Source organism: Kibdelosporangium phytohabitans, assembly GCF_001302585.1.
Taxonomy (GTDB): Bacteria; Actinomycetota; Actinomycetes; order Mycobacteriales; family Pseudonocardiaceae; genus Kibdelosporangium; species Kibdelosporangium phytohabitans.
Window position 1 is genome coordinate 6,316,850 of sequence record NZ_CP012752.1, and the last position, 21,191, is coordinate 6,338,040.

The window sequence follows — 21,191 nt, forward strand, 5'->3', positions numbered from 1 at the left end:
TCGCCGCCGACAAGCAGAGGCACAACCATGCGCTGGGTCGTACAGCACCATCTCCATCAAGGCAGCCCAACCCGGCGTTCCGCTCCCCACATCGTCCTCAACGGCATCGATGGCGGCCTGGTCGGCATCATCACCCCTCGACCCGATCAGCATCAGCCTGCACGCCGCAGCACCGTCCTCACCGCACCGCAAGCCCCGCGGCAGAACGCCTTCGCTGACCGCCGGATCGGCTCCCGACGACGAACCGAACACGATCCCGTTTCCGGCCTGGATCGACGAGGTTCGTCGCCGGCAGTGTCTCGGTGGTCGCCGCGGCGACCACTCACGAGGACAGGGTGGGCGTGCTGTCGGCGAGCGCGAGGACAGCCCGCGCCTGCTCGACCATCGCGACGTCGAGGAAGGTGCCGTCCGCGAGGGCGATCGCCCCGACGCCTGACGTGATCGCGCTCTCCAGCCGCGCCATGACTTCCCGGGCGCGCTCGATCTCGGGGGCGGTCGGCAGGAACGCGGCGCGGATCGTGGCCAACTGGGCGGGGTGGATCGCGGCGCGGCCGTGGAAGCCCAGTGCGCGGCCTGCCCGGCAGGACGTCGCCAGCCCTTCGTGGTCCCGCACGTTCGGGTACGCGGACATGGCGGGCGGCGGCAGGCGCGCGGCGCGTGCCGCGACGATGATCCGGCTCCGCGCCCAGGTCAGCCCGGCGTCGTCGGCCACCCGCAGGTCCGAACGCAGGTCGGCCTCACCGAGGCCCAGCGACGCGATCTGCGGCGATGCCGTCGCGATCTCCAGCGCCCGCTCGACCCCCAGCGCCGACTCGATCAGGGGGTGCAACGCGCGACCCGGCAGCGCGGTCGCGAGCGCGTGGATCTCTTCGGGCGACTCGACTTTGGGGATTCGCCAGCCACGGCAGCGGTGAGTTCGCCGTCGCGTTGCAGGGTCCTCGCATCATGCAACCTGGGCGGCAGGGGCTTCCACTCGTCCACATAGGGCGCACCCTGGTACATCCCGGTTTCCCTTGCCCGGTAACGAACCATGAGCACGTACGGACCGGCGGGGACGATGACCGCGTCCGGTTCCGGCTCACCCGTTGTGGCCCGCTTCGGCCGACGGATCGCGAGCCGGTGCGGGAAGCGGGCATCCGGGTCGTGCGGCATGTCCCGAAGCGTGTCGCGAAGGCCAGGAAACCATTCGGGTTCGGAGGTCGCGAAGTGCAGGAACGCGGCAATTCCGTGCGCGGGCACGCCCGAGAGCAGGTCGACGAGGTTCCCGAATCGTGCGGCGGTGTCACCGGGCCGTGGTAGTCCTCGTCTCCGCGATTCACGACTGTCCACAGTGTCATGCCGTCGAGTTCCCAGCGTGACGCGTAAACCCCGGCCGCCTCCGCCTCGGCGGTGAGCTCGGCCAGCGGCGTCCACACGCCGTCACGCAGCAGGTCGCCGACGGCACGCTGGACGGTGACCATGCGTCGCACGGTCGCGCTGTCGCGGGGCGACCAGCCGACCCACACCCCGAACACGAGTGGTCCTCGAGGCGTTCGACCGGCAGTTTGGACTCGCCTTCCAGCACGATTCCCGGCCGGGCGGCGTTCAGCCGCTCGACGAACTCCGGTTCGGCTTTCTTGAGCGTGTCGAGGAAAACCCCGTCCGCGCCGAGATCGGCGACGAGCGACGCGAGCTCTGTCAGGTCGTCGTCGCCGCGTCGGGTGCCGACATCCCACGGGTTGTAGTCGACGAACACGCGCAGCCCCGCGTCGTGCAGTGCCTCGACAAGGCCGGTCAGGCCCGGCACGTCGCGGTAGAAGTCCCACTGGTTGCGGTCGTCGAGGCCGATCACGGGGTACGCGTGCCACAGCACGACGGCGTCCAGCCCGCCGAAGCGCTCGTGTGCGTCGGCGAGGAAGCGTTCGGGCGTGAACTTGTCCTGCTCGAACGAGTAGAGCAGTTCGTCCCACAGCCACACTTGCGCGACCGTGTGGCAGCGCGACGCCCAAGCCGCAGCTGGGCGGTCGTACGCGGCTCCCGTGTACTCGTGGCGAGACCGGGCGTCTTCGCGCCACACATGCAGGCGCTCACGCCATGCGGGCCGGTCGACCGGGTCCGGCGGCCCGGCGAAGATCTTCGCCTCGTCGAGCGCGACAAGGTCATCGGTAGTCAGCGGCACCTCGGTGGGCCGGTCGATCGGACGTGGAACGAGCGGGTCGAACGTATAGGTCATGATGCCTTTCCTCCGGCGAATGCCGCGACCTCCGCCGCCGTCGGGACGGCGCCCTGAGCACCCGGTCGCGTGACCGCCAGGGCTCCGGCCGCACAGGCCAGCCGCGCAGCGTCGGGAAGACTGAGCCCCCGGGCGAGACCCGCGGCGAGAACACCGCAGAACGTGTCGCCCGCACCGGTGGTGTCCACAACGTCCGCACGAATTCCGGGGATGTGCAGGGGTTCGCTGCCGCGTTCGGCGACAACGCAACCGTCTCCCCCGAGGGTGACGACGACGGCGGGAACACGCTCCAGCAGCTTCGACGCGGCCGGGCCCGAGGTGCGTGGGAGGTCGGAGGCTTCGTGCTCGTTGACAATGAGCAGATCGATCGCGCCCCATATCTCTTCGGGGAGATCACGCGCCGGTGCCGCGTTGAGCGCCATGACCGCGCCGGGTCGCCGTGCCCGCACAGCCGCGAGCACCACATCAAGGGGGATCTCCAACTGGGCTAGCACGACGTCGGCGGCGGCGATCCGTTTGACGTGTGGGGTGCCGAGCTTCAGCCGGGCGTTGGCTCCGGGTGCGACGAAGCGGGCGCGCGGCACGCCTGGCCCATACTCTGGCTCGGCGTGCTGATCTGGCTCGCCATCATCACCGGCGCCCGCCGCGGTGAACTCTGCGCACTGCGCTCGACCGACTTTCACTCCAACCGCCGCGTCCTCCACATCACCCGCAGCATCCCTCTAGACGGGGCACAGCCCATCAAGAAAGAAACCAAAGGCCCTCAACGACGCCACATCGCCCTCACCCCAACACCACCGCACTACTCATCGCCTACCACCAATACCGACAACTACTCACCGCACGCGCCGGAATGACCCTGCTGTCAGACTCCTTCCTCTTCTCCCCGTCATCGACGGCCATGCCTGCCTGGTCCCGTCCGCGCAGTACTGGCACGTGACAGCAGCACGTCACCTCAGGCACGGTGGCGGCTGTCTTCCAGGTACCGCAGGACCGCTGTGACTCGACGGTCGACCCGGTCGGTCGGGCTGAGGTCCAGTTTGGCGAAAATGCTGCGGATGTGCTTGTGCACAGCGCCATCTGTGACGGACAACCGTTCGGCGATGACGCTGTTGCCGAGGCCCTCGGCCATCAGGGCCAGGACGTCGCGCTCTCTGGCGGTGAGCCGGTCGACGCGGGTATCCGACCGGGTCCTGGTCAACAGTTGCGCGATGACCTCTGGGTCCATCGCGGTCCCGCCGCCGGCGACTCGGTGCAGTGCGTCCAGGAACTCTGTCACCCTGCCCACGCGTTCTTTCAGCAAATACCCGAGGTGGGAGCCGCCGTCGGTCAGCAACTGTGTCGCGAATGCCTGCTCCACGTAGGCGGACAGCACCAACACGGCCAACCCCGGGTGACGACGTCGTGCGGCCACCGCTGCGGTGATGCCCTCGTCGGTGTGGGTGGGTGGCATTCGGACGTCCACAATGGCCGCCTCGGGCCTGTGCTTGTCCACCGCAGCGAGGAAGTCGTCTGGGTGTCCCACTGCGGCGACGACGTCCAGCGACTCCGCGCGCAGCAACAGCGCTAAACCTTCGCGCAGCAGCAGGTCGTCCTCGGCGATCACGATCCGCACGGCAACCCCACAGTCAGCACAGTCGGGCCCTCGATGGGGCTGTCCAATGTGAACATGCCGTCGTGCGCCTCGACGCGGCGGCGGATGCCGACGAGTCCTGACCCGCTGCCCTCTTCCGCACCGCCGTGGCCGTCGTCGGTTACCTTCACGAGGAGCAACCCACCGCTGTACCGGAGCTGGACACTCGCGTTGCGCGCACCGCTGTGCTTGGCGATGTTGGTCAACGCCTCGGCGACCACGAGATAGGCCGTTGCCTCGACGGAAGCGGCACATCGTTCGGGCAGATCAGCGTCGATGACGCAGGGCACCGGGCACGACGCGACCAACGCGGTCAGCGCGCTGGGAAGACTCCGGTCGGACAGCACCGGGGGCAGGATACTGCGGACCACGTCACGCAGTTCCGCGAGTGCCTGTTCCGCAGCGAACTGAGCACGTTCGAGCACCTCGCCGACGCTCGCCGGATCCCGCGCCAGCGCGCGCCGAGCCGCGCCCAGCAACACGCTGACCGCGACCAGGCGGTTCTGGGTCCCGTCGTGCAGCGACCGCTCGATCCGCCGGAGTTCAGCGGCGTGGGCCTCCAGCGCTGCGGCGCGGGTCGCCGCCAGCCGGACGACGCGGAGCGCCAGATCGGCACCGGGATCGGGCGACAGCAAACCTCGACCGATCCGCGCCTGCGCACGCGCCATGAGCGGAAGAACAGCGACAACGACGAGCCCCCAGCCCATGCCCATCAACGTCACCCATAGCGCGTCCTCGGCGTCATGGACACGGACGAGACCCAGGGTGTCCGAAGCGGCATCCGGCGGGAGCAACTGCCACCAGAGCAGGAAGGTAATGTCGGTGACCACATAAAGCGGCAGCGTGGCCCCCACGATGCCGAGCAGGAACCCGGCTGCCGCGTGGCACAGAATCCAGCGCAGCTCCTGCCGGACCGCCGGATCCCGCAGGGCAGCGCCCAATGAGTCGGGTAACGGCTCGGGGTCGACGATCGCCACTCCCCAGCGGGACAGCCGGGCACGCTCCCGGTCAGCGACCACCCGAACCACCCGCAATGCCGTCGGCGCCAAGTAGAGTCCCACGCCAACGACACAGAGCAACGCGGTGACGACCAGCCACAACAGCGTCGCGAGCGCCATGACGCCGGTGGCCAGCCCACCAACGAGGTGTTCGAGGGATTCCACGGTGTCGCGCACGCGCGACCACACGTCCCGCTTCCGCGGCAGCTGGGCGCCCCTCTGCGTCGTCATTCATGCCTCCCTGTGTGCGGTACGACAGGGGACACAACGCCTCCGGAGGCGGAGAACCAACCGCCGGATTTCAAGTCCGCACGAACCTGCCCTCACCGAGGGGTACGAACGGGCAGACTACCGAAGGATCCCCGCTCAGCCCGAAACGAGCGCCAGATGTGTCTCCTCGTCGACGAGATCGGCGTTGATCTGAGCGGCCGCCACGGCACCTGCCGCCGTGGCACCGGCAACCTGCGCGGCCAGATCGGTGACGTTGCCCGCCACCCAGATCCCGGGCACCTCCGTGCGCCCCGTCGAATCCGATGGGATGTACTGACCGGCCCCCGCGGGATGGTCCACCGGATGCAGTCCGAGCCCCGACAGGAACCGCGCACGCGCCACCATGCGTGGCGACACCACCAGCGCCTCACGACTGACCACCGCACCATCGGCTAACCGAACACCGGCCAGCCTGTCGTCGACGACCTCCAGTGACATCACGTCTCCGTCCACCACCCGGATCCCCCGCGCCGCGAACCGCTCACGGTCATCCTCCGACAAGAACGGTGTTCCGTGCGAGAAGAAGGTGACGTCGTCGCTCCACTGCCGCAACAACAACGCCTGGTGTGCCGAAAGGGGCCCGGTCGCCAGTACTCCGATGGCCTGGTCGCGAACCTCCCACCCGTGGCAGTACGGACAGTGCAGCACGTCCCGGCCCCACCGCTCGCCCAGGCCGGGAATGTCCGGCAGCTCATCGGTCAACCCACTGGCCACCAACAACCGGCGCGCGAAGATCGTCCGGTAGTCGGCCAGCGTCACCGCGAACTCGGTACCCCCGGTTACGGCCTCGACCGTGCCATGCGCGATCCGACCACCGTGCCGCACCACGTCCGACCGACCGCGCTCCAGCCACTCGGCAGGCGTGATCCCGTCCTGGGCCAGCAGCCCGTGGATGTTGGCCGCCGGGGTGAACCGCGGCGATCCCGAGTCGATCACCACGATCGAACGACGCGCCCGGGCCAGCACCAGCGCTCCGCTCAGACCAGCGGCGCCTCCCCCGATCACCACGACGTCGTATGAGTTTTGCTGTTCGACCATGCAATGCCACCTGTCACCGCGCGTATCGCGCACGAATTGTTCCCTGTCCCGGTCCGGCCGCTGAAGTTCTGCCGGCTACCAGGTTGTTGGCACCGGCGGACGTCTTCAATCCCCCGTGCTGGACGACACGTGGTACAGCCTGCTCTACCTCGTCTGTGCAGGCCACAGGATCGCAAAGCGACGTCGTCGCGCCGTAGTGTCATGTCGAAATCCGGCACCTTCGATTCACGGAGCACGCATGACCGAATCAAGTCGCGCCAACGATATCTCCGACACCCCCGGACGAGGCAACGGGGCTTTCCGTCCGCTGTTGTGGCTGGCGCTGATCATCACCGCGTCCGGCAACGTCGTCGCGTCGACCGCCGACCTCAGCGTCCTCGTCAATGTCGCGTTTGGACTCGGCGCGGTGGCGTGCGCCGCCGTCCTGATCGTCCACCACTACCGGTATCGGCGACGAAACACTGTGCAGGAAGGAGGAATTCGCCTGAACCCGCCCTCGCCGAGGGGCACAAACGGGCAGGATACACCGTGACGGTCCACGCCCCGAACACGGAGGGGCACAATCACCAGTGAGCCGATCACAACTACAGACCAGAAAGCGCTGTGGCAGGCCGGTCGCCAAACACCGCGGCAGTTTGTACAACGCCCTGCACATTGCGAGAGGCAACAATGTGGTCAACCGAATCACGGCGCATTCGCGTAGCCGTCGAGGCATCCGATCCGATCACCCATGCCGGTATCCGCGACGGGATCGAAACGGGTAACGAGTTCGACTTGGTGGTAACCGGTCACGTCGCCGAAGCGGACGTCGTGGTCCTCGCACCCGAACGGCTGGACGGCGATGTGCTGTCGTACCTGCGCAGATCGGCGGCGGGACACCGCAAACCGGTGGTCCTGGTGATCGACGAGAACACACTGCCCGACGTGGTGACGGCGGTGGAGTACGGCCTTGTGGCGATCGTGGGGCGGCAAATGGCGAGCACCGAAGACCTGCTGCACAGCGTATCCGCTGCGGCGACGGGTGGCGGCGTGACGTCCCCGGACATGCTCGAACGCTTGCAGGCTCAGGTCGAGAACGTCCAGCGCCGGACGCTGTCGCCCCACGGCGATCCTGCCGCGACCCTGACGGCACGAGACGTCGACATCATGCGGATGCTGGCTGACGGACTCGACACGGCTCAGATCGCGGGCGAGCTGAGCTACTCGGTGCGCACGGTCAAGAATCTCATCTCCAGTCTCATGACCCGGCTCGACCTGCGCAATCGTCCGCAAGTTGTCGCATACGCCATCCGCACGGGCGCCATCTGAGCGTTACGCCGTCAGCAGACGCACGCCCGTATCGCGTAGGCCGCAGCGTGTGCGCGGTTGCGCAGGCCCTGCCGCTTCATCACCCTGTGCAGCACGTTTTTGACGGTCCGCTCGGAGTAGGAGAGCTTCCCCGCGATCTGCCAGGTGTTGAGCCCTTCGGTCAACAGCCGCAGTATGTCGCACTCTCGGTCGGTCAACCCCGACATCGTCAGTCCGTTCGGGCGCAGCACCTGGCTGTCCACGTCCTGCACGAGTGTCAACAGCTTGCGTTGCAGGTGTGCGGGGAAGGACACGATCCCGCGCCTGGCGGCGTGCACCGCGTTGAGCAGTTGCGGCGCGCCGGTCTCCCGCAACGGGATGATCGCGGTGACGCCGAACAGAACGGCCGCGAGCAGGTCGTCCTCGTCGAAGTGGTCGGTGACCAGGACACAGGGCCGGTGGCCCGCACTGCCCGCAACCCGGTCCAACGGCCCCAACCCCGCCAGTGCACCTTTGGTCATCCTGGTTTCGAGCAGGAGGACCACGTCCGCGTGGGCGAGTTCGGAGGCCGCCAGGACACGCACGTCCTCGTGCTGGCCGAGCATGAGATTCGCTCCTTTGCGCAGCAGCAAGTCGGATGTGACGACAGCGACGCTCGTGATGCTCACGGTACTTCCCTTCTGTGGTTCGCCGTTCACGATCGTGACGCGTGGCGGGTGATCCGCGGCGCCGCCCTCTCAGCGACCATGATGGTTGGCGCCTGGGTATTGCCACGGGGAATGGCGGGCATCACCGACGCGTCGGCGACAAAGAGCGCCTCCACCCCGTGGACCCCCATGGTGTCGGGGTCAACGACGGCACGTGCGTCCCGGCCCATCCGGCAGGTTCCGACGGGGTGCCATTCACTTCCTGCGTTGCCGTCGATCCAGGTGTCCACTTCGTGGTCGGACCAGCCCTGCGGGGCCAGTGCCTCTCCGGTGGTCGCCTTGGCCAGCGTCGGACTGCGGAACAGGTCTCGCGCCCGGAGCAGGCCGCTCCGCAACCGGATCCGGTCACCGTCAGCGTCGAGGTAACAGGGGTCGACCAGCGGAGCCAGTGCCGGATCCGCACCACCCAGCCGCACCGTCCCCCGGCTGTCCGGGTCGAGCAGGCTGATCGCACACGTGACCACCGGATCCTCGATCAGGGTCATCTTCGCGGTCATGCCGAGCAGGGTCAGCGCGAACTGGAGGTCGACCGACGCGCGCCGGGCGTCGCTGCGCAGCACAGCGACAGCCTGGGTGAGCGTGGCCAGCGGTCCGCGCCTGAGCAGCTGATAGTCGCGGATGTCGCCGTCGCCCAACGTGTTCCATAGTGGACTCCCGTCGACGACCGGCCAGACCGGCGTGATCATCGGGTGGTCCTGCAGGTTCGCACCCACTCCTGGCAGGGCGTGCCGCACGGGAACGCCTACGTCGTTCAAATGCGCGGCCGGCCCGACACCGGAGAGCATCAGCAACTGCGGCGTGCGCAGCGCACCGGCACACAGCACCACGCCACGACGGGCCCGGATCTCTGTTCCATCGACGACGACCCCGGCCGCGCGTCCCTTCCACAACAACACGGACGAAACCTGGCTCCCGGTCACCACGCGCAGGTTCTCCCGGCTGTTGGCCGGAGCGAGGTAGCCGTCCACGACGCTGTGCCGACGGCCGTCGCGGATGTTGCTCTGAATCAGGCCGACACCTTCGTCGACCGGTCCGTTGAAGTCCTCGACCAGCGGCAAGCCGTGTTCGACGCCGCCCGCCACGAACGTGAGCGGCAGGGCACCGGCGTCACGCACCGAGCTGATCGCCATCGGACCGCCGACGCCGTGCCACGAGTCGGCACCCCGGTCGTTGTCCTCAATGGCCCGCAGAGCAGGCCGCACATCGTTCCACGCCCAGCCCTCAGCACCGAGGGCGTGCCAGTTGTCGTAGTCCTCGGGGCGGCCGTGGAACCACGCCATCATGTTCATGCTGCTGCCGCCCCCCAGTCCGCGTCCCTGCGCCAGGCCGATCCGACGCCCGCCCAGCGCACGCTGCGGCGTGGTCACGTCCGACCACGACGTGGGGCCCGACAGCAATTGGAAGGCGTTGCCCGGCGTTCTGGCCGCGGGTTCCGCGCCCGTCGTCCGACCGGCTTCCAGCAGGACGACATGACAGCCGGGATCTTCGCTCAACCGGACTGCCAGCACACATCCAGCCGCGCCCGCACCGACAACGATGAAATCCGCCTCGGAGGGCGGCGCACCGCCACTACCCGAAGCCGTGTCCCACGACATTGGCGAGCCCCCCTCAACTCAGATGAGTCTAACTCAAGTGAACATACTCAGTCTATGTTCAAATGACAGTGATAGGTTGGTGACCAATGATTTCTCGTACTGGGGGCCGCCGGGCCGACTACGCGGAGCTGACACGCAAGGCGATCATCGACGCGGCCCGCACCCTGTTCGCACACAACGGGTACTTCGGCACCAAGGTCGACGAGATCGCCAAGGTGGCACGGGTGGCACCCGGTACGGTCTACGCCGCGGGTGGCAAGCAGGGGCTGCTGCGGATCCTGGTCGACGAATGGGCGAACGCGCCGATTCTCAAGCAAAGCCTCGACCGGCTGCCCAGTTTGACCGACCCCCACGAAGTCCTTGGTCTGGTGGCCTCCTCAAGCCGTTCGGTCCGCGAAGACCACGGCGACGTCATGCGCGTGCTGCTGGCTGCGGCACCGCACGACGAGACGGCCGCCGAAGGCCTGCGCTCCTCGACGGAGCGCTACCGCCGCACCCTGACCGCCGTGGCGCAACACCTGGACGCTCTCGGCGCGCTTCATGACAGCGTCGACGTCCAGCAGGCAGCAGACGTGCTGTGGTTCTACTTCGGGTACTCCGGGTACTTCACCCTCACCCAGGACACCGGCTGGTCGCTGCAGGACGCCCAACAGTGGCTGCTCAGGCAGTGCACCAACGCCCTGCTGGGCTGAACAACTCACCCGGCGGCTACTTGCTGGGTATGAACAGCCAGTGCACCTCGGAAACGGTGCCGTCGCCGTCGAAGGTCACATCGAAGCCCTCCTTCTTCGACCGGTTGTTGAGCGCGGCCAAGTCGTCGATCAAGTCGTTCAGCGTGCTGGGGCGGTTGCCGAGGCGATGGATCCGCACGGTCGTTCGCATCGCCGCCTGGCAGGTCGGCTGTTCGAGGCTGACAGTCTCGAAGCTCTCGCCGAGGTGTTCCTTTCGTGCCTCCCGCAGGTAAAGGACAGACTCGTCACCCGCGCGTACCCAGCCGAGCACCTGCACGAACTTCTTCTGGCCACGCCACGTGCACCGCGCGAACGGCTCGGTCATCGCCGACGAGCTCCCGCCGGCCTTCTCCGCCGACGGCGTTCCCAGCACGAACAGCCACTTCACTTCCGTGACGTCGCCGTCGGCACCGAATGCCACGTCGAAGCCTTCGTCACGGGTGCCGGACGGGAGGTCGATCAGCTTGCCGATGAACGCTTCCGGCGTGCTGGGCGTGCCGTCCAGACCCACCACCGGTGAGCTGCGCGGAATTCTGGCCTTGCACACCGGTTTGTCGAGCGTCACCGTCTCGAAGCTCTCCCCCAGCGGCCGTTTCTCCGCCTCTCGCAGGTAGAGCACCGAATGGTCGAGCCCGCTGGCGTGTGCTCCACCGACTATTTGCACGAACTTCCGCGTCCCACGCCACTGGCAGTCCGGCTGGACGGCCGCGCCCGTGCTGCTTGGCGCACTGTGCGCCTGGTTATCGCTTGATACCGATGGTTGCGCGGCCGGTGACTGCGGCGCGGAACCACACGCCACGGAAAGCCCAGTGATGGCAGCAAGCGCGATGGCACCGGCCAAGTCACGTACGACTTTGCCCATTGAGATCCTCCCCAATCGATTCGATACACACCTTCTGACGCCGTACGGGCATCGGCGTTCAACATCCGGCCAAGGTGTGCACGAACGACTCCGATTACGGGGTACGACATGGCCAGAACAGCGTCCGATTCACAGGAACCCGTTACGTTCGAGCCGATGAACGACTGCACCGCCGTGCTCATCGCGTGGTTCGCTTGTGGGTGCTTGTTCGGGTCCATCGTGACCAGGTTCGTCTCCCGGCTCCTGCTGATCTTCCGCGGCGAACGCGCTGTCGGCCACCTGTACCGGTTTCGTGAGACAACCGGGGACCACCCGACCACGATGGCTGTGTACCGGTTCCCGGTCGACGGCCACGGAATGGTGCAGTTCGAAGAAGAAGCGTCCTCGGCGGTGGGAGAGAACAGCTTCGTTGTCGTGCGGTACTGGCGCCGGAACCCCGTTCGATCCGCGACGACCGTCGGGCCGGGCGGTACGTGGCGGCCGTTGTTCTCGAACCTGTTGCCGCTGGTGGCCAGCGGCGGCCTTTTCGGCGGGCTGTCGTACTTCTTGATCACGACCCGATGACTTCCGACTTCGGCAGTCCGTGCGTTCGACGTCACCGCTGCTCTCGGCGAGAGAGCCTTGTCGCGTTGTGGAGGTCCTGCCGTCCCGGTTCGTGGTGGCGCAGGCCGGTGATGATCAGCTTCAGGCCGAATCTGAAATGTGTGCCGAAGTCGGCGCTGGTCAGAGTGTGCCGAGCTGCGGTGAGATGCGGAAACGCGCCGGGTTCGAGCGCGGATTCGAGTAGCGGGCCGTCCTGCGGGTACGCGTCCGCGGCCTGTTCCTCCAGCGTGTGACCGATGACGAAGGAAACGATCGCGAACGTCGCGCGAGCCGCGTCCTCATCGGCGAAGCCGGCTCCCCGCAGGACCCCGACGAGTGTGTCGCTGAAACTCAACGTGTTCACGCCGACCGCATGTGTACCAGCGAAGACACGCGCACCATCCTGGTAGCGCAACAGCGCGTTCCGCATTCGCTCCGCCATCTCGGCCACTTGGCCGGGCCAGTTCTCATGTGACGGCAGCGGGTCGCCGCATCCGGCCAACATCCGTTCGGCCATCGCGGTCAGCAGGTCTTGTTTGGTCGCGAAATAGCGGTAGAGCGCCCCAACCTGCGCACCCACCGCGTCCGCCAGCCGACGCATCGTCAACGCGTCCAGCCCCGCCTCATCCAACAGCGCCAAGGCGACATCGACTGTCCGCGCCGCGTCCAGCCGTGGTGGTCGGCCGCGGCCGGGTCCCGCGCGTTGGGGGGTTGACGAGGTGGCCATGGCTGCCAATATAGTGAACAATGTTCAAATGAACAAGGTTCACTAAATGGGAGGTAGCGATGACCGACGTACTGGTCGTGGGCGCCGGGCCGACCGGCCTAATGCTCGCGGCAGAGTTGGCGCTGGCCGGCGTACAGGTGAAAGTCCTGGAGCGGAGGACCGAGCCACAGCCGAACTCGCGGGCTTTGACGCTGCACCCACGCAGCATCGAACTGATGGACCAGCGCGGCATCGCCGACCGGTTCCTCGCCCAGGGACACACGGTGCCCAACTGGCATTTCGCGGGGCTGAGCACCCGTCTGGACTTCGCCGCACTGGACACCCGGCATCCGTACACCCTGTTGCTGCCGCAGGCTCGTACGGAGAGGATCCTGGGGGATTGGGTACGGGAGCTCGGAGTCGACGTCCTCAGGGACCATGACGTCCGCGCGCTTCAGCAGCACAGCAGCGGGGTCGAGCTCACAGCACAAGGGCCCCGAGGTGTTGTGACTCTGCAATCGTCCTATGTGGTCGGCTGCGACGGAGCGCGGAGCATGGTGCGCGGAGCAGCGGGTATCGGTTTTCCCGGTTCGGACGAGACAGCGACCGGTATGCTTGGTGACTTCGCGGTCACCGATCCGGTTCTGCTCGACGCCGCCCGAGAGCGTGACGCGCTCGTCGTTCCACTCGATGATGGCGTGATCCGGATCGTGCTGCTGGATCCCGGACGACTCCGGGTCCCCTCCGACGAACCTGTGACTCTGTCGGAGTTTCGCGAATCGCTGACCAGCCTGTGCGGCACCGACTGCGGGATCGCCGAGCCGACGTGGCTGTCCCGGTTCGGCAACGCCACGCGGATTGCCGAGAACTACCGGGCCGGCCGGGTGCTGCTGGCGGGCGATGCGGCGCACATCCACTTTCCCGGAGCGGGACAGGGGCTCAACATGGGTCTTCAGGACGCGGTGAACCTCGGGTGGAAACTGGCCGCCGAGGTCAACGGCTGGGCGCCGCCTGGCCTGCTGGACACCTATGACGCCGAACGCCGCCCAGTGGGGCAAACGATCACGGACAACACGCAGGTACAGGCATTGCTGATCGAACTGATGGCAACCGCCGAGTACCAGCGACCGGCGTCCGCCCTGCGGGAGATGCTGGCCGGGTTGCTGCGCTTCGGGCAGGTGAACCGCCAGTTGGCCGGCGAGATCTCCGGCCTCGGCATCAGCTACCCGCCATCTGGCCCGCAGGACGATCCGCTGAACGGCAGGCGGATGCCCGACATCGAGATCCACACCGGCGAGTCGGGGACTCGCCTGTCCGCGCAACTCCATGATGGACAGTTCGTGTTGCTGGACTTCACCGGGGACGCGGCTGCCGCCGAACACGGCGACCGGATCCGGGTCGTCCCCGCCAAGACAACAGGCGAACGCACGGATTTCGATGACGTGACCGAGATCCTCGTCCGTCCCGACGGCCACATCGCCTGGGCCACCCGGCTCACCGATGTGTCCACCCGTCGAACCGAACGCGCCCTGGCTCTCCGTGCCTGGGCAGGAATCAAGGAGTCCATCTGATGCACATCGAACGCGACAACCCGTCAACCGTGCGCACATGCGAGGCCGATCCCACCGCCACGGTAGGTGCCTGATGACTGGTACGAGGAAAGCCACAGACTCAATGGACCGACCTGTTCTCGTCGTCGGCGCCGGGCCCACCGGTCTCACCGCGGCGATGGAACTGTCCCGCCTCGGTGTGCCTGTGCGGATCGTGGACAAGGCACCGGAGGCAGCACGTACGTCCCGCGCCACCGACATCCACGCTCGTACCTTGGAACTGCTGGTCCCGCGCGGGGTCGGCCACCACCTGCTGCAGTCGGGGATCAAGGTGACAGGCACCACGCTCTACGGGCGGGGACGTCGGTTGATCACCCTGCGGCTGGACAAGATGGCCAGCCGGTACAACCAGGTCTTGCTCTTGGACCAGGCCAAGACCGAGCAGCTGCTGCGCGACCAGGTGAAGCGCCAGGGTGTGCACGTCGAGCACGGGGTCGAACTGTTGTCCTTCACCCAGGGGCCGGAAGGGGTCCGGGCGGTGCTGAAGTCCGATCGCGGTGAGGAAGTGCTGGACGCGGCCTATCTCATCGGCGCCGAAGGCGCACACAGCGGCGTGCGGCACGCGCTGGGCCTGTCGTTCGAGGGGCGCTCGTTGCCGGACGAGTACGCGCTCGCCGACGTCCTCGCCGACGGGCCGCTACGCCGGGACGAGCAGGCCCTTTTCGTGTCCCCGAAGGGTTTCGTCGCCATCTTCCCGATCAGCGGGGAATGGTTCCGGATCATGGCGACCGATGAAGGCGGTGACGAGGGCACACCGGACCTGGCGCGGATGCAAGAGCTGTGCGACCAGACATTGCCGTTCCCGTGTGAACTGCGGGGGATGAACTGGAGTTCACGGTTCCGCGTTCACAGCAGGCACGCGTCCGCCTTGCGTGCGGGCTCGGTGCTGCTGGGCGGAGACGCGGCACACGTGCACAGTCCGGCAGCCGGGCAGGGCATGAACGCGGGCATCCAGGACATGGTGAACCTGTGCTGGAAGCTGGCGATGGTGTACCGGGGGCAGGCGAAGCCGGAGCTGCTGGACACTTACCAGAGCGACCGGCTTCCCGTGGTGGTCAAGATGGTGCGCGGTACCGAGCGCCTTGCGACAGCGGTTCCAGCGGGCAAGCGTCGCACGCACCAGCTGGTCACCCGGGTCCTACCGCTGGTGCTGTCACCGAACATCATGCACCGCAAGGTTTCCGACTGGGTGGGCCAGGTTACGGTGACCTACCGCGGCACGGCGATCACCCACGGCGCGGGCCGCGCCGGGCCCTTGCGGGCTGGCGACCGGGTGCCGGATGTAGCCGTCCACACGGGTGGTAACCAGACGCGGCTGCACGACCTGCTGGACACCGACCGGCTCACGCTCCTGACCACCGGACCTCAGCCGGAGCTGGCTCCCTGGCGGCACCTTTTCACCGACCACGTACTGGCGCCGCAGCCGGGCCTGCTGACGAAAGGCACGGCGATGCTGGTGCGGCCGGACGGCTACCTGGGCGCGGCCGGGTCGACGGCCACGCTCGCGTCCTGGCTGGACAAGTGGTTCGAGCGCTCCTCGCAGTAGCACCTCGTTGGTTCGGCTCGTGACGGACGGCTCATCGGCCCGCACGCGAGTCGTCGGTCAGCAGCGGAACGGACCGCGCTGATCTCCCTTCCGCGTCGAGAACACGGCCGAGCAACTTGACCGTGCGCAGGACGACCGACCTGTCCTGGATCCGCAGTGCGGGCAGCGTTTGGCTCATCATCCGTTCGAGGTCGTGGGCTTGCGCCGCAGACCTCAGCCACGCGTCGACGATGACGTTGTGCACGCTGTCCGGCGCGCTCGCGATACGCATCGGACCGGCCTCGACGCTGGCAGCCGGGGTGGCGCTCGGATTAATGGGGACGGCCGGGTTGTCCGCCGGGGCGTCGACGCTCCCCCTGGCGGTCGCCTGTTCCCTCATGCTGAGCCTCACCGCCGGGTCGCTCGTGACGTACGGCTTCAACATGGCGTCGATCCTGGCACCCGCCGACCGACAGGGGGTGGTGTCCAGCCTGGTCATGATCGCGATCGGTTCGGTGGTACTGAACCTCATCGGCGCCGCCGTGCTCAAGTCCACCCGGGTGGACGTCGGCGGGTCACCGGCGAACTCGGCCCCCGGGTCTTCAGCTACATCGGACTCAGCACCGGCGCGTTCGTGGTCGCCGGCGTGTTGGCTGCATTCCTGGTGCGCACGCAACGCCGCACACGCCAGACGCCCGCTGCGGTCACTGGCGCGGGCGTGATGTGATGGAACTCGTTCTGTGAGTACGCGAACCTCGTCCTGTGTGGACGCAGGGCGTCGATCGCCGAGCGGCGGGCGCTCGACGATCGACGTGCTGTTGCTCGACGCAGGCGGCCCGCCACCGGGTCCAGCGGAGTGCGCGGGCGTCGCCGCGTTCCTGTGCGGTGGATGTGCCTCGTGCACAACCGGTGAACCGGTGGAACACCCAGCTGAGGCGGCCGGTCAGCTCCCGTTGAACGAGCCGGTCTCGACCACGGTCCACTTGCCGTTGGTCACCCCGTAAACAGTGAGCACCTTGTTGGTGCTGTCGCCGTACTCGTCGAACGCGATCTTGCCGGTAGCACCGTTGCCCTGGTACTTCTGCACGTTCTCGAGCATGGCAGCGCGTTTCGACTCCTCCCAGGTGCCGTTCGCGCCAAGCGCGTTCGCCAGGCTGGTGATGACCACGTTGGTCGCGTCGTAGGAGAAAGCACCGAATCCGCCGTACCCGTCCGGGTAGTTCTTCTTGGTGTACTCGGCGATGAAGTCCTTGGCGGTCTGCTGCGACTCGGTGGGCGCCCCGACCGATGTCGCCAGGTCACCCTCTTTCCCACCGAGTGCGATGAACTTCGGGTCGTAGATGCCGTCGCCACCCATGACCGGCACGTCCAACGCCATCCCGGCCGCCTGCTTGCTCAACGGTCCCGCCGCGGGGAACTCACCACCGTAGTAGATCGCGTCCGGCGCGGCCGCCTTGACCTTGCGCAGCACACCGGAGAAATCGGCGTCCTTCTCGCCGACAGTCTCCTGGGTCACGATCTGGGCGCCGAGTTTGCGCGCGTGCTTGGCGAACTCGCCCGCGATGCCGACGCCGTAGGTCTTGCCGTCGGTGATGACCGCGATCTTCTTCTTGCGCGCCTTGCCAACCAGGTAGTCCGCCGCGTAGGGACCCTGGTAGGCGTCCGTGGTGCACGTCCGGAAGTAACTGGCGAACTGCCGCTTGGGGTGCGCCAGGTCGTCCCCCTTGGTCAGCGACGGGTTGGTGTTGCCCGGTGAGACCTGCACGATCTTCTTCTGGGCCAGCACGGGCTGGACGCTCTGCGCCACCGACGAGTTGAAAGTGCCGATGACGCCGACGACTTCAGGGCTCGAGGACAGTTTGGACGCTGCCTGGACGCCGACCTGCGGAGTGGCCTGGTCGTCTTCGGACTGCAAGGCCAGCCGGTAACCCTTGACCCTGCACTGCTCGTTGGCTTGAGCGACGGCCAGTTCGGCGGAGTTGCGGATGCCGAGCCCGATGGAGGAGACGCCGCCGCTCAGCGGGGCGATCAGACCCACCACGAGCGTTCCCTTGCTGGTGTCGCATCCGGCTGCCTGCCCACCCGCGCCCGCTTCGTTCTTGTTCGAGCTGCAGGCGGCCAGCAGTAGCAAGCCGGCGACGAGCGCACCGGCTTTCGCTGTGGGATTGTGCACTTGTTGTCCTTTCCTGGTGCCGCCGACCAGATTGTCGGTGGCGGCGGGCGCTTTGGCGATCTGCGATGTCCACAAAGGTCACAAGATCCGCGCCGTCACTCCGGATCGTCCGGACGCGGCACATGCCTATCGGAGGTGGACGGCCACTGGCAAGGAGGACGGCCGGACATCGCCCGAACACGCCCTCACAAACGGGCACAACAGTGCAGGAAGGTCCGCGAAGCGCTATCCGGCCGGGCACATTTCCCGACGACACTATGCCGACCACAGAGCGGGTACAAGATCAACCTGGGCGAAACACCCGACTGGACCAAACCCGCGAACGCCGCGGTTCTACCGGGTTTCGAGACGACGGCGTGGAAACCGCCGCGGCGACCTGCCTACTCGATGAGACTTACGTGGCCCGATGAACTCCACGAGCTGCGCCGGTGTAGCGCGCATCGTCGAGACCACGGGCCGGAACGTCGCCGCGGCGATTGTTACCGGGTGGCGCCGGTGTCCGACTCGGGCTGATCCGGTTTCCACTCAGCGGCCTCCCGCACGGCGTCGGCGAGCAACCGCATGGAGGTCGACGCCCCGGGGTTGAGCAGAACATCGACCCCTTGCGACGGCAGGGCGGCAGCCAGTTCCGCGAGCGTGGTGTTCCGCCACCCAGCGGCCTCCACCCGATCCCGATGTCCGTACGAGGTCGTCACCAGGACGGAAGGCATGCCGTCGGGCGCGAGTTGGACGATCGCGGTGCCCTCCTCGTCCAGTGCGACACCGAACGTCATATCGGCGAGCACGGCAGGGAGGAGGCCCGCGGCGCCGGTCTCCTCACGGGCGATCATGCCGAGTACCGCGTCGACCGGGTCCAGCGGTGAGTTCGGGTTGGCCGGCCGGTACACGGGATTGGGCTGGAACCAGCCGCAGGTGCCATCCGGGTTCACCAGCCAGGCTCCGATCATCGACTCGACAGGCGTTTCATCGGAACCCTCATCCGGTGCCCACGCGGGGTCGATCAGCAGAAGCAGGTTGCCCAGCGTGTCGTCCTCGGTCATCGTCCGGTCCTTCCGTTGGCGGAGGCGGGAACTCGGGTCGTGATCATGTCACCGGCCCGGCAGTGACTGGCTCGGCTGGCCGGACGCCTGCGGCCTCACGACCTCACCTCCCATGGCGACGCATGTCCGGTTCGGTGTTCGTCCCTTGATCGTCATAAGTTCTCCGGCAAGCCAGCGACCTGTCGTTTCCGGTGAGGCGTCCACGGCCCATCACTGGACGCCCGTCCAGGCTGGGGCGGGCAACGCCGTGCGGTCGCGCCGGGTCACTGCGCCGAGGTGGTCTGTTCGACTGGGCCGCGCGCCGGCTGCTTCACCACTGTGGCCAGCAGCCGTATCGAGGCGGGCGCGCCGGGGTTGAGCAGCACGTCGATCCCTTCGTCGGGTAGCGCTTCGGCCAGCTCGCGCAGGGTGACCTCTGCCCAGTCCGGCGCGTTCACCTGCTCGCGGTGCGCCGGTGCGGTGGTCACCAGTACCGACGGAACACCGTCCGGCGCCGGTGCCACCACCGGATTGCCCTCCTCGTCCAGCGCGACGCCGAGCACGACCTGGTGCAGGGTCTTCAGCAACTCGTCGCCGTCGCCGTCGCCGCGCACCATCAGCTGTACGGCGGCATCCACTGGGTCGGTGGGCAGGCCGGGCTCGGAGGGCTGGTAGTCCGGGTTCGGCTGGAACATCCCGGTTTCGCCGTCCTGGCCGATGTACCAGCCGCCCACGACCGCTTCCACCGGCGGTTGCGCGTCGTCGCTGCCCGGCGCCCACGCCGGGTCGATCATGAACACCCAGTGGTCGTCGAGGACCAGCCGTTGCGGTTCGCCCGGGTCGCCGGGACCGGCGGGCAGTTCGACGTTCTCGACCGGCTTCCGGTCGGCGCTTTCGGTCGTCATTGCGGTCTCCTCACCGGTACCGGATCACGTGCACGCAGGCCGCGTTCGCCTCGAAGGTGGCCTTGCCGTCCTCGGCCATTCCGTCCACGAACCGGACGTTGTCCCGCTCGTTGGCCACCACGATCAGGTTCCCCACCGTTTCCCGGCCGCGGTAGTCCTGCCTGCGCACCCACACCAGGGCCCGCGCGTCCTCGGGGAAGTTGACGATCTCCTGCACCGCCCCGGCCCAGTCCTGGTGCGCGTGGGCACTCAGCACGGCGCCGATCTGGTCCATGGTGGACGCGTACCACGCGGCCGGGCCGGGGGCCGGTGGGGCGGGTAGGTCCGGCTCGCCGTCGTCCCACCGGGTCATCCAGGTCCACGGGTCGGGGTTGGGCAGGCCGAACGGCGGCTCACCGGCCGCCTTGGGCACCACCAGGGCCGCGTCCAGCATCTGCTCACGCCAGTCACCGGTGTCGGCGAACCGGCGCGTGGTGCACGCGAACAGCCAACCACGCCGGGTCTCATCACCCGGCCCGGGATCGACCAGCACCGCCTCGCCGGCGTAGGTGTGCTCCAGCCACGCCTGCGCCTTGGCCACCGCGGCCGCGAAGTGCGGCGCGGCCCGCTGCCAGGGCACCGGCAGCGGATCCCCGACGCCCGCCTCGGGCCGGTGCAACCGGGCCACCACGAGGCTGCCCACCTCGTCGTCGTAACAGCGGGCCAGACTGCCCCGCTGTCCGTCAAGCAGCATGGCACCACCGTCGCGATACTGCGCGTACAGCAGATGACCGGTCAGCGGCAGCCCGTCAAGCTCCCGGCGCAGCCACACTGCGGCGTGCGTACCGGGGCCGCCGGTCACGACCGCGTCGGCCACCTCCGACCAGCTCGCGCACGTGGCCACCTCGGCGCCCGCGAAGACGCCGGTCAGCAACCGGTCCCACCAGCCAGGCATCTCGTCCTCCGGCCGCCACGGCAGCGCACTGGCCGGCCGGTGGCGCACCGCCGCGTCCGTGGCGACCAGACAGTTGCGCGCGTTGACCCGCCGCCGCCAGGAATCCGTGCCGTCCGGCGCGTTCAGCTGCTCGTCCAACGGGTCGGTATTGGCCACCGGGAACGGCTCCCCGCCGTCCTTCGGCACGGCCAGAGTGGCCGCCAGCATCGGCTCCACCGGCCCGTCGGCGTACTGGCAACTGAACAGCCAAGTCCGCGCCCGCTCGGCGAACGGCTGCGATTCCGCGAGCGCCACCCGCCCCCCGTAGGTCCGGTCCAGCCAGGCCGCGGCCAGTCGTCTGGAGTCGTCCTTGTCCACAATCGTCGCCATCTTCCTTCTGTAGTACGTCTCAGGCCGGACGGGTC

The 21,191-nt window shown here is 67.8% G+C and carries 22 protein-coding genes; 7 read left to right on the top strand and 15 right to left on the bottom strand.

All coding sequences use genetic code 11. The features are described 5' to 3' along the window. Window positions 1-322 precede the first annotated feature (322 nt). The 3 genes from AOZ06_RS28650 to AOZ06_RS28665 form a co-directional block, all read right to left on the bottom strand. A complete protein-coding gene (locus tag AOZ06_RS28650) occupies window positions 323-892 on the bottom strand; it encodes an HpcH/HpaI aldolase/citrate lyase family protein (protein ID WP_083471999.1) in 570 nt (189 codons plus the stop codon). Between the two features lie 441 nt (window positions 893-1,333). After that, on the bottom strand, window positions 1,334-2,212 hold the full coding sequence (locus tag AOZ06_RS28660; protein WP_054292239.1) for a hypothetical protein: 879 nt from the start codon (window positions 2,210-2,212) through the stop codon (window positions 1,334-1,336). Continuing rightward, entirely contained in the window at window positions 2,209-2,796 is a 588-nt protein-coding gene (locus tag AOZ06_RS28665; protein WP_054292240.1) for a PfkB family carbohydrate kinase, read from the bottom strand. Before AOZ06_RS28665 ends, AOZ06_RS28660 begins: the two co-directional genes overlap by 4 nt. A 24-nt stretch (window positions 2,797-2,820) precedes the next feature. Between AOZ06_RS28665 and AOZ06_RS58005 the strand changes: the two genes are divergently transcribed. Beyond that, window positions 2,821-3,069: a site-specific integrase gene (locus AOZ06_RS58005; RefSeq protein ID WP_169798822.1), complete on the top strand. Its 249-nt coding sequence runs from the start codon at window positions 2,821-2,823 to the stop codon at window positions 3,067-3,069. Between the two features lie 98 nt (window positions 3,070-3,167). Here AOZ06_RS58005 and AOZ06_RS28670 read toward each other — a convergent pair whose 3' ends face one another. The 3 genes from AOZ06_RS28670 to AOZ06_RS28680 all read right to left on the bottom strand — a co-directional run bounded on the left by AOZ06_RS28670 (window position 3,168) and on the right by AOZ06_RS28680 (window position 6,151). Next, window positions 3,168-3,827, bottom strand: a complete 660-nt coding sequence (locus AOZ06_RS28670) for a response regulator (protein WP_054292241.1) — start codon at window positions 3,825-3,827, stop codon at window positions 3,168-3,170. Continuing rightward, window positions 3,815-5,074: a sensor histidine kinase gene (locus tag AOZ06_RS28675; RefSeq protein ID WP_054292242.1), complete on the bottom strand. Its 1,260-nt coding sequence runs from the start codon at window positions 5,072-5,074 to the stop codon at window positions 3,815-3,817. Before AOZ06_RS28675 ends, AOZ06_RS28670 begins: the two co-directional genes overlap by 13 nt. 135 nt (window positions 5,075-5,209) lie before the next feature. Next, window positions 5,210-6,151: an NAD(P)/FAD-dependent oxidoreductase gene (locus tag AOZ06_RS28680; protein WP_054292243.1), complete on the bottom strand. Its 942-nt coding sequence runs from the start codon at window positions 6,149-6,151 to the stop codon at window positions 5,210-5,212. A gap of 238 nt (window positions 6,152-6,389) precedes the next feature. Between AOZ06_RS28680 and AOZ06_RS28685 the strand changes: the two genes are divergently transcribed. Then, window positions 6,390-6,683, top strand: a complete 294-nt coding sequence (locus AOZ06_RS28685) for a hypothetical protein (protein ID WP_054292244.1) — start codon at window positions 6,390-6,392, stop codon at window positions 6,681-6,683. A gap of 245 nt (window positions 6,684-6,928) precedes the next feature. After that, window positions 6,929-7,459 (top strand): helix-turn-helix transcriptional regulator, encoded by a 531-nt coding sequence (locus AOZ06_RS28690; RefSeq protein WP_236952457.1) that lies wholly within the window; start codon window positions 6,929-6,931, stop codon window positions 7,457-7,459. Window positions 7,460-7,470: 11 nt separating this feature from the next. Here AOZ06_RS28690 and AOZ06_RS28695 read toward each other — a convergent pair whose 3' ends face one another. Together AOZ06_RS28695 and AOZ06_RS28700 are read right to left on the bottom strand one after the other, a co-directional pair. Beyond that, the gene (locus tag AOZ06_RS28695; protein ID WP_236951775.1) at window positions 7,471-8,106 is read right to left on the bottom strand and encodes a response regulator transcription factor; all 636 of its coding nucleotides are present in this window, start codon (window positions 8,104-8,106) and stop codon (window positions 7,471-7,473) included. 26 nt (window positions 8,107-8,132) lie between these two features. After that, window positions 8,133-9,740, bottom strand: a complete 1,608-nt coding sequence (locus tag AOZ06_RS28700; RefSeq protein ID WP_063810125.1) for a GMC family oxidoreductase — start codon at window positions 9,738-9,740, stop codon at window positions 8,133-8,135. 86 nt (window positions 9,741-9,826) lie between these two features. Between AOZ06_RS28700 and AOZ06_RS28705 the strand changes: the two genes are divergently transcribed. Continuing rightward, window positions 9,827-10,432 (top strand): TetR/AcrR family transcriptional regulator, encoded by a 606-nt coding sequence (locus AOZ06_RS28705; protein ID WP_054292248.1) that lies wholly within the window; start codon window positions 9,827-9,829, stop codon window positions 10,430-10,432. A 16-nt stretch (window positions 10,433-10,448) separates the two neighbouring features. On the opposite strand, the gene AOZ06_RS28710 is transcribed toward AOZ06_RS28705, so the two are convergent. Beyond that, on the bottom strand, window positions 10,449-11,135 hold the full coding sequence (locus AOZ06_RS28710; RefSeq protein WP_157233302.1) for a hypothetical protein: 687 nt from the start codon (window positions 11,133-11,135) through the stop codon (window positions 10,449-10,451). Window positions 11,136-11,489: 354 nt separating this feature from the next. Between AOZ06_RS28710 and AOZ06_RS28715 the strand changes: the two genes are divergently transcribed. Continuing rightward, window positions 11,490-11,897 (top strand): hypothetical protein, encoded by a 408-nt coding sequence (locus AOZ06_RS28715; RefSeq protein WP_054292250.1) that lies wholly within the window; start codon window positions 11,490-11,492, stop codon window positions 11,895-11,897. 31 nt (window positions 11,898-11,928) lie between these two features. On the opposite strand, the gene AOZ06_RS28720 is transcribed toward AOZ06_RS28715, so the two are convergent. Further along, window positions 11,929-12,642 (bottom strand): TetR/AcrR family transcriptional regulator, encoded by a 714-nt coding sequence (locus AOZ06_RS28720; protein ID WP_054292251.1) that lies wholly within the window; start codon window positions 12,640-12,642, stop codon window positions 11,929-11,931. 59 nt (window positions 12,643-12,701) lie between these two features. On the opposite strand from AOZ06_RS28720, the gene AOZ06_RS28725 reads away from it, so the two are divergent. After that, on the top strand, window positions 12,702-14,192 hold the full coding sequence (locus tag AOZ06_RS28725) for a monooxygenase (RefSeq protein ID WP_054292252.1): 1,491 nt from the start codon (window positions 12,702-12,704) through the stop codon (window positions 14,190-14,192). Between the two features lie 73 nt (window positions 14,193-14,265). Then, the gene (locus AOZ06_RS28730) at window positions 14,266-15,777 is read left to right on the top strand and encodes an FAD-dependent monooxygenase (protein WP_157233303.1); all 1,512 of its coding nucleotides are present in this window, start codon (window positions 14,266-14,268) and stop codon (window positions 15,775-15,777) included. Window positions 15,778-15,808: 31 nt separating this feature from the next. Here AOZ06_RS28730 and AOZ06_RS28735 read toward each other — a convergent pair whose 3' ends face one another. The 5 genes from AOZ06_RS28735 to AOZ06_RS28755 all read right to left on the bottom strand — a co-directional run bounded on the left by AOZ06_RS28735 (window position 15,809) and on the right by AOZ06_RS28755 (window position 21,156). Continuing rightward, the gene (locus AOZ06_RS28735) at window positions 15,809-16,288 is read right to left on the bottom strand and encodes a hypothetical protein (RefSeq protein WP_157233304.1); all 480 of its coding nucleotides are present in this window, start codon (window positions 16,286-16,288) and stop codon (window positions 15,809-15,811) included. Window positions 16,289-16,699: 411 nt separating this feature from the next. Continuing rightward, entirely contained in the window at window positions 16,700-18,004 is a 1,305-nt protein-coding gene (locus AOZ06_RS28740) for a branched-chain amino acid ABC transporter substrate-binding protein (protein ID WP_225952931.1), read from the bottom strand. A 404-nt stretch (window positions 18,005-18,408) separates the two neighbouring features. After that, window positions 18,409-18,969 carry a type VII secretion system-associated protein gene (locus tag AOZ06_RS28745; RefSeq protein ID WP_054292255.1) on the bottom strand — a complete coding sequence of 187 codons (561 nt, stop codon included), beginning with the start codon at window positions 18,967-18,969 and terminating at the stop codon, window positions 18,409-18,411. Window positions 18,970-19,232: 263 nt separating this feature from the next. Beyond that, a complete protein-coding gene (locus AOZ06_RS28750; RefSeq protein WP_054292256.1) occupies window positions 19,233-19,853 on the bottom strand; it encodes a type VII secretion system-associated protein in 621 nt (206 codons plus the stop codon). 10 nt (window positions 19,854-19,863) lie between these two features. Further along, complete coding sequence (locus AOZ06_RS28755; protein WP_054296992.1) at window positions 19,864-21,156, bottom strand: YrhB domain-containing protein; 1,293 nt, start codon at window positions 21,154-21,156, stop codon at window positions 19,864-19,866. Between the last annotated feature and the right edge of the window lie 35 nt (window positions 21,157-21,191).

Coding starts and splice junctions, on each gene's coding strand:
- AOZ06_RS28700 (WP_063810125.1), bottom strand. CDS start 9,740: ATGTCGTGGGACACGGCTTCGGGTAGTGGCGGTGCGCCGCCCTCCGAG.
- AOZ06_RS28745 (WP_054292255.1), bottom strand. CDS start 18,969: ATGACCGAGGACGACACGCTGGGCAACCTGCTTCTGCTGATCGACCCC.
- AOZ06_RS28725 (WP_054292252.1), top strand. CDS start 12,702: ATGACCGACGTACTGGTCGTGGGCGCCGGGCCGACCGGCCTAATGCTC.
- AOZ06_RS28705 (WP_054292248.1), top strand. CDS start 9,827: ATGATTTCTCGTACTGGGGGCCGCCGGGCCGACTACGCGGAGCTGACA.
- AOZ06_RS28660 (WP_054292239.1), bottom strand. CDS start 2,212: ATGACCTATACGTTCGACCCGCTCGTTCCACGTCCGATCGACCGGCCC.
- AOZ06_RS28735 (WP_157233304.1), bottom strand. CDS start 16,288: ATGAGGTTCAGTACCACCGAACCGATCGCGATCATGACCAGGCTGGAC.
- AOZ06_RS28715 (WP_054292250.1), top strand. CDS start 11,490: ATGAACGACTGCACCGCCGTGCTCATCGCGTGGTTCGCTTGTGGGTGC.
- AOZ06_RS28750 (WP_054292256.1), bottom strand. CDS start 19,853: ATGACGACCGAAAGCGCCGACCGGAAGCCGGTCGAGAACGTCGAACTG.
- AOZ06_RS28720 (WP_054292251.1), bottom strand. CDS start 12,642: ATGGCCACCTCGTCAACCCCCCAACGCGCGGGACCCGGCCGCGGCCGA.
- AOZ06_RS28685 (WP_054292244.1), top strand. CDS start 6,390: ATGACCGAATCAAGTCGCGCCAACGATATCTCCGACACCCCCGGACGA.
- AOZ06_RS28755 (WP_054296992.1), bottom strand. CDS start 21,156: ATGGCGACGATTGTGGACAAGGACGACTCCAGACGACTGGCCGCGGCC.
- AOZ06_RS28680 (WP_054292243.1), bottom strand. CDS start 6,151: ATGGTCGAACAGCAAAACTCATACGACGTCGTGGTGATCGGGGGAGGC.
- AOZ06_RS28675 (WP_054292242.1), bottom strand. CDS start 5,074: ATGACGACGCAGAGGGGCGCCCAGCTGCCGCGGAAGCGGGACGTGTGG.
- AOZ06_RS28730 (WP_157233303.1), top strand. CDS start 14,266: ATGACTGGTACGAGGAAAGCCACAGACTCAATGGACCGACCTGTTCTC.